The 7,030-nt window shown below is 52.4% G+C and carries 8 protein-coding genes; all 8 read right to left on the bottom strand.

The window, feature by feature from the left end:
- Positions 1 to 894, bottom strand: coding sequence for a carbohydrate ABC transporter permease (locus DFR42_RS25070; protein ID WP_245937082.1), 894 nt, complete (start codon positions 892 to 894; stop codon positions 1 to 3).
- Positions 891 to 2,159 carry an ABC transporter substrate-binding protein gene (locus DFR42_RS25075; RefSeq protein WP_110257800.1) on the bottom strand — a complete coding sequence of 423 codons (1,269 nt, stop codon included), beginning with the start codon at positions 2,157 to 2,159 and terminating at the stop codon, positions 891 to 893. The genes DFR42_RS25070 and DFR42_RS25075 overlap by 4 nt, the downstream gene beginning before the upstream one ends.
- A gap of 142 nt (positions 2,160 to 2,301) precedes the next feature.
- Positions 2,302 to 3,312: an SIS domain-containing protein gene (locus DFR42_RS25080; RefSeq protein ID WP_110257801.1), complete on the bottom strand. Its 1,011-nt coding sequence runs from the start codon at positions 3,310 to 3,312 to the stop codon at positions 2,302 to 2,304.
- Entirely contained in the window at positions 3,305 to 4,432 is a 1,128-nt protein-coding gene (gene nagA, locus DFR42_RS25085) for an N-acetylglucosamine-6-phosphate deacetylase (RefSeq protein WP_211324418.1), read from the bottom strand. Before nagA ends, DFR42_RS25080 begins: the two co-directional genes overlap by 8 nt.
- Positions 4,429 to 5,163: a GntR family transcriptional regulator gene (locus DFR42_RS25090; RefSeq protein WP_110257802.1), complete on the bottom strand. Its 735-nt coding sequence runs from the start codon at positions 5,161 to 5,163 to the stop codon at positions 4,429 to 4,431. Before DFR42_RS25090 ends, nagA begins: the two co-directional genes overlap by 4 nt.
- A gap of 23 nt (positions 5,164 to 5,186) precedes the next feature.
- Positions 5,187 to 6,131 (bottom strand): glucosamine kinase nucleotide-binding domain-containing protein, encoded by a 945-nt coding sequence (locus DFR42_RS25095; RefSeq protein WP_110257803.1) that lies wholly within the window; start codon positions 6,129 to 6,131, stop codon positions 5,187 to 5,189.
- 255 nt (positions 6,132 to 6,386) lie between these two features.
- Positions 6,387 to 6,815 carry an ExbD/TolR family protein gene (locus DFR42_RS25100; RefSeq protein WP_211324419.1) on the bottom strand — a complete coding sequence of 143 codons (429 nt, stop codon included), beginning with the start codon at positions 6,813 to 6,815 and terminating at the stop codon, positions 6,387 to 6,389.
- A 14-nt stretch (positions 6,816 to 6,829) separates the two neighbouring features.
- On the bottom strand, positions 6,830 to 7,030 hold a 201-nt coding region (locus tag DFR42_RS25105), incomplete at its 5' end, for an ExbD/TolR family protein (RefSeq protein ID WP_211324262.1).

A 7,030-nucleotide genomic window follows, 5' to 3' on the forward strand; every position in this document is an offset into this window, starting at 1 on the left:
TCATTCCCTGTGCCCTGGTTTAAGCCAGCGCAGGCAAACGAAAGCGATCGCCATGCAGCACAGGGAGACAACAAAACTCGCAGCCAGACCACGCGGCAGTTTCAAGTGTTTCAAGCCCTGGTCATAAGCGTAATACAGAGCCGTGAAGGTGGAATTCATGGGTCCACCTTGCGTCAGCACATCGACTTCCTGATAAGCCTTCAAAGCGGCCAATACTGACATGATGCTGCAGACCAGTATCGTCGGCTTCAGCATGGGCACGGTGATGCGCCAGAAGCGTTGCCAGCGATTGGCACCATCGAGTATGGCTGCTTCCTGCATCTCGGCTGGCAGTGACTGCAAGGCGGCCAGATACATCACCATATACCAGCCCAGGCCGCGCCAGAAAGAAACGAACATGACGGCAAACAAAGCGAGTGCATCGTCCGATAACCAGCCCAGTGGCGCAGCGATGATATGCAATTGCAGCAGCACATAATTGAGTGTGCCCTGTTCGTGGAACATGAAGCCCCACATGATGCCAACTACAGATACTGTCGTCACTACAGGCACATAATAGGCAGCGCGAAACCAGCGTATGCCAGGCAATTGATTATTCACCAGCACAGCCAGCGTTATCGCCCCCAATTGCGTGAAGGGTACGACCAGCAAAAACAGCAAGGAATTTTTAAGCCCTGTCAAAAACATGTCATTTGCAAACAGGGCACGATAATTGGCGAAGCCTACCCAATGCACTTCGCGTATCAGGCTAAAATCAGTAAAGCTTAGATAAGAGCCATACATGACGGGCCAGAAAGAAAACATCAGCAGCAACAACAAAGCTGGTGCCAGGAAGGCATAAGCCAGCAGATTGCGCCGCTTGCTGATTGCGGATGCGGAGCTAGGCATACTCATGGCAACTTAGGCCCTTGCAATTTACGGTTCCAGATGGCTACGGCTTCATCCAGCGCTTCCTGAATATCACGGCGACCAGTGACGCCCGCCTCTACTGCCTTGACCAGAAAGCGGCGCAATTCATCATAGTCATCTATACCACTGACATACAGGCTGCGTGCAGAATTCATGGAGTTTGCAGCAACCGCCAATGCTTGTTCTGATGCTCCAGTGTTAGGTAATATTTTTTTGAAATAAGGATTTGCCAGTGCCTGCCTGGTCGTGGGCATGACACCAGCCATGCGGGAAAACGCCAGTTGATTGGTGTCGCTGGTCAGGTAGCGGGCGAAGGCGGCAACTTCAGGAATATCTTTTTTCTTTACTCCTTTGGGTATGGCAAAATGGAACATCCAGCCACCGTCATTAATGCCGGTTGGCCCTGGCGGCACGGGGAAGATACCAGTCTGCGCATAAATTTCTGGTGCATCAGTTTGTATACGTTTGATGGCAGTTGGTGCGCTGACCATGACGCCGAGGCGACCACCAAGATAAGCATCTACCACTGCAGGAAAGTTATCTTCTGCAAATAATTTATCTTTTAAAAAACCGCCCGCCTTGTAAGTGGCAGCCAATTTTTTGACCAGGGTCACATGGGCTGGTGAATTGAAGACTGCCTTGCCATCACGCATCAAATCCAGCCCCTGTTGCATGAAAAAACCATCAATCTTGCCGAGTGCAGGTGCATAACCGGGCTTGCCGGTTTTGAGGGAAATCATGACGGCCTGGGTCAACAATTCATCCATGCTGCGTGGTGCCTGGAAGATGCCAGCCGCTGCCAGTATCTTGCGGTTATAGGCAATGACATTGACGTTGCTGTAATGCGGGAAGCCATAGAACTTGCCATTGAAACGCAAGTCGGCCAATGCCGCATCAGTGTAATCATTGGTGGCACCTGGTGCTGCCAGCAAGGCATCGACGGGTTCAAGCAAACCATCGCGCGCCATTTCTTCAGCCCAGGGTACGCTCAAATTCACCAGTGCCGGTGGTGTACCAGCAGCGATGGCGGTGATCAGTTTTAATTGGAGAATGTCCCAAGGGAAGTCCACCCATTCGAGCTTGATGCCGGGGTGTTGGGCTTCATAATTTTTGACTAGTTCTTGGAAATAGGGAATGAATTTTGGCTTCAGGCTCATGGTCCAGAATTCAATTTTCTGGACGGCAAAGGCATTGCCGTGCAAGCCAAAACTTAATAGCAGTATGCCCAAGATCAGGCACAACTTCGGCATTAAGATCGATGCATTGCACATACTCCCCAATATTTTTAAGCAATCTCGCATTTTAATCATACCAATCTTGCTATTAATAAAAATACTGGGGGCAGTATATATTTTTTAAGTTTTTAAAAAATAGCCTGCTGCTTTAGCTGCGTCAATTTGTCTTGGTGACTTTGCTCAAATGCCTAGGTTTGTCCGGATCCAGGCCACGGGCAATCGACAGGTTGGCTGCCATCATGTAGAAGGCTTGTATTGCGACGACAGGATCAAGATCAGGCGTTGCTGCAACTGGCAATGTCAGGTTACGTTCCTTGACATCTTCTGGCGCTGCCAGCAAGACATTCGCGCCACGGCCACGCATTTCTTCTGCCAGGGCAATCAGGCCAGCTTGTGCAGGGCCGCGGGTTGCGAATATCAATAATGGATAACCATCATGTATCAGGGCCATGGGGCCATGCTTGATTTCTGCACCGCTGAAAGCTTCTGCCTGAATGACGGAGGTCTCTTTGAACTTAAGCGCAGATTCGAGTGCGACCGGGAAACTGATGCCACGACCCACCACCATGATGCGTGATGCGGGTTGCAAGACTTCTATCGCTGGTGACCAGTCGAGCTTGGTAGCAGCATGCAGGGATTCTGGCAATTGCTCTATCGCCGCCAAAAATTCTGCATCGTTTTGCCAGTGACCTGCCAGGCGTGCGCCTGCAACCAGTGAAGTGATAAAGCTCTTGGTCGCAGCGACACTCAGTTCCGGGCCTGCGTGCAGAGGCATGGTCCATTCTGCGCTTTGTGCCAGCGGCGATGCTGCGTCGTTGACGAGGGCCACGGTAGTCGCGCCACCTTCACGGAAATAACGGATAGGTTCAACCACGTCAGGGCTTTGGCCAGACTGTGAAATCGCAATTGCCAATGCATCTTTTGCTGCCAGTGGTGCCTTGTTCAAAGTCACCAGAGACATGGGCAATGAGGCGACGATGCGCCCTACCCTGGCCATGATCAGGTAAGCGGCATAATTGGCAGCATGGTCTGAACTGCCGCGGGCAACGGTGACGACGGATGTTGGTGGTTTGGCGCGCAAGTGTGCGCCAAGTTCGGCATAGCGCCCACCTTCATGTTTGAGTTGTTCGGCTACAAAATCAGCGGAAGAGCTGGCTTCCTTAAGCATCTGCGAGGTCAATCTTTTCTCCTTCTACATAAACAGCGATGAGGTTGAGCTGACGGTCCAGCACAACCAGGTCTGCGTAACTGCCAGCCTGCAGGCGGCCACGCTCATTCAGTCCCAGATAATCGGCTGCGTAGGTAGAAACACGCTTCGATGCATCTTCCAGGTCCAGGCCTATGCTGACCAGATTACGCAAGGCCTGATCCATGGTCAGTGTGCTGCCTGCCAGCGTGCCGTCTTCAAGACGCACGCCACCTAGGCATTTATGCACGACCTGGCGGCCCAGCATGTATTGCCCATCTGGCATGCCGGAAGCGGCGGTGGAATCAGTGACACAATACAGATGCGGAATCGCACGCATGGCGGCTTTGATGGCGCCTGGGTGGACGTGCAACAAGTCGGGAATAATTTCAGAAAACTGCGCATGCGCCAAAGCTGCACCGACCATGCCAGGTGCGCGGTGATCAAGGCGTGACATGGCGTTGTACAAGTGGGTAAAACCGGTGGCACCGTTTTCCAGCGCTGCCTTGCCTTCTTCGTAAGTACCGAGGGTATGCCCTATCTGTACCTGCATGCCTATGGCGGTCAGCTCACGCACCAGTTGCAGATGTCCATCCATTTCTGGTGCCACGGTGATCAGGCGTATCGGCGCTATTGCATCGAGGTGACGTACCTGTTCGAGTGAGCCGGTGTGAGCAAAGTCTGGCTGCGCACCAAGCTTGCCGGGATTGATATACGGCCCTTCAAGATGCACGCCCAGTATGCGGGCAGAACCGCTGCTGCGTTTGTCCACCAGCGGCCTGATCGCCTTCAAGGCCATTTCCAGATCAGACAGCGGTGCTGTCATGGTGGTAGCCAGCATGCTGGTCGTGCCATGCTTGGCATGCTTGCGGGCGATGATTTCGACGGCATCGCCAGCTTCCATGGTGTCTTTGCCACCGGCACCATGCACATGCAGATCAACAAAGCCTGGCAGGATGTAAGGCGCAGAATCAGCAGCACCAACATTCATAACATTTGCATCAGCGGTGATGGCCTGGATTTTTTCGTCGAAAGCCAAAGTTCCATACACCCAGCCTTGTGGTGTCAGTATTTGTCCCTGTACTTGTCGTTGCAGACTCATCTGAACAACTCCGCCACAAAGTCATAGTAATCGCTACGGCAATAAGAATGCGAAAGTTCTATCGCGGCACCATTCGGCAAATAGGCTACACGGGTGATGAACAACATGGCCGCGCCCTGTTTGATATCTGCCAGACGGGCTTGCTCGGCAGTCGCATTCACGGCGCGAATATGCTGCAAGGCGCGTGCTGGTGAGAGATTATGTGATTCAAGATAACCATACAGGCTGTCGCTGACCAGCTTGGGGTTAGGCATATACATCGCTGGTATCGTTGAGCTTTCTATCGCCATGACGACATTGTCAGCAGTACGCAAACGCTTCAGACGCGACACCACGGTATTGGGTGAGAGGCCGAGGGACAAAATCTCCTCAGGTGAAGCGATTCCAGTTTCGCGCGACAACCAGCGCGAGCCTGGTGCAAAACCGCGATTGCGCAATTCTTCACTAAAGTTGGTCAGGCGTGACAGCGGCTGTTCTATCTTGGGTGTGATGTAAGTGCCCGAGCCATGCTTGCGTGTCAGCATGCCGCGCTCACACAGCATGTCTATAGCCTTGCGTGCCGTAACGCGGGAAATTTCCAGAGTATCAGACAGCATGCGCTCGGATGGCAAGGCTTCATCCGGCTGCCACAATCCACTATGTATGCCATTCGCGAGTTTGTTCGCCAATTGCAGATACAAGGGGGTAGAACTTTCTGTATCAGGTTTGAAGTCTATCAATTGTGCCAGCATGTCTGTCTTTCTTATTGATGTATTTATTTAGCTTGCAAATGCTGTTGTATCAGTATCAATGCACCAGTGGCCGAATCGGCCCTGGGCATTTGTATTCTTGCTTTTAATTCAGCGGGCAAATACACCGCAACTGGTGCTGCCAGACCGCCGCACAGGGCGATAGGCAATTCACTTGCAGGGTCCAGTGCCCTGGCCATGATAGCGACTTCTTTACCGGCTTCCAGCATGATCTCGCGCGCCACCTCAACTTCCGGGGCAAAACGGATAACCAATGGTGCCAGCTCGGCATAACGGGTCTGGTTGGCTTGTGCCAGCCAGGCAAACACGGTGTCTTTATCACCCCCGCAGTGCGTCAGTACGGCGCTGGCAAAAGGGTTGCTGTCAGCACGACCATCCAGCACGCGCTGCAAATGATTGACGGCACGCATGCCCAGCCACGCACCACTGGCCTCGTCACTGACCGGGAAACCCCAGCCACCAACTTCACGGCGCTGACCACCAGGTAACAAAACTTCACCGACACTACCAGTACCCAGGGCGATGATGGAGCCAGGCTTGCCATCGAGTGCGCCCAGCAAAGTGGTATAGGCATCAGTTTCTGCGCAGACCGCACCGAAGCCAGGATTAAGCGCCACGAACTCTCTGGCCCAGTGAATATTATGAACACCAGCCAGGCCGCAACCTACTCCAATATCAGCCAGGGCGGGCATATCGAGATTGGCTTCTGCAAAGGCTTGCTGGGTAGCCAGCAAGATAGCCTGCCAGGCCTTGTCGCGACCGTGCGCCAGACCAGATGGTCCGGCACTGCCACGCGCCAGTTCCTTGCCGCTGATATCGGACAACACCACTCGCGTGCCAGTACCACCACCATCAGCACCGATCAAGTAAGTACAAGCAGGTTTTACTGATATCTGCCCTGCAGCGCCTGGCAAATCAGTTTCAGACAGATTTTCTGCTCGTTTATTCATTGATAAGTAAAAGTAAATGATAGAGTAATAAGGCTAAGCCAAACCGGTTTCTGTACTTCTGCTACTATTCCAAGTCTCACTGTAAGTTTTTTCCCTAGTGGCTGTCAATAGGTATTTAAGTGGTATCATTAAATATAATTTAAGCCTGTCTTTTTCTATCACACTTTTACCCGGGAACAAGGCGTAGCGCACTGTGACACCCGCCCTTGCCACTGCAAGCTTTATTACAACTTGTATTAAGCCCAAAATACACTTTTACTTCAAGAACTGCTCATTGCCAACCATACCAATCTTGGTGACATTGAGACGCTGTGCTGCCGCCATCACTGCCGCTACCGATTTGTAAGGCACAACTGCAACTGGACGCAGATGTATTTCTGGCTGATCAGGCTGTGCTGCAACTGCTGCCAGCTTGGCATCCAGCTCAGCCGGATTTACTGCTGTGCCATCCCAGGACACCGTACCATCAAAATCCACGTCTATATTAACCACGACAGGTGGTGTTGGTGGCGTTGTTGACGGGCCTTGTGGCATATTCAGATTCACCGCGTGATTCTGAATAGGAATCGTGATAATCAACATGATGATCAACACCAGCATGACGTCGATCAACGGCGTCATGTTCATTTCTATCATTACTTCCGGATCGGCTGAGCCACCGCCTGAACCTATTTGCATACCCATAATGCTTCCTTTACTTAGTTCCGCGGTGGCGGTTCGATGACGAAACCGACCTTGGCGATGCCAGCACGCTGTGCCGTCAGAATGCTCTTGCCGACAAACTCATAACGGGTATTCTGGTCGCCACGGATATGCAACTCCGGTTGCGGGACCTTGACTGCTTCTACCTTGAGTTTTTCAAACAACGCATCCGTGCCGCCCAGCGGCTTCATGCTGCC

Origin of the sequence: Undibacterium pigrum (assembly GCF_003201815.1) — a bacterium.
GTDB lineage: Bacteria > Pseudomonadota > Gammaproteobacteria > Burkholderiales > Burkholderiaceae_D > Undibacterium > Undibacterium pigrum.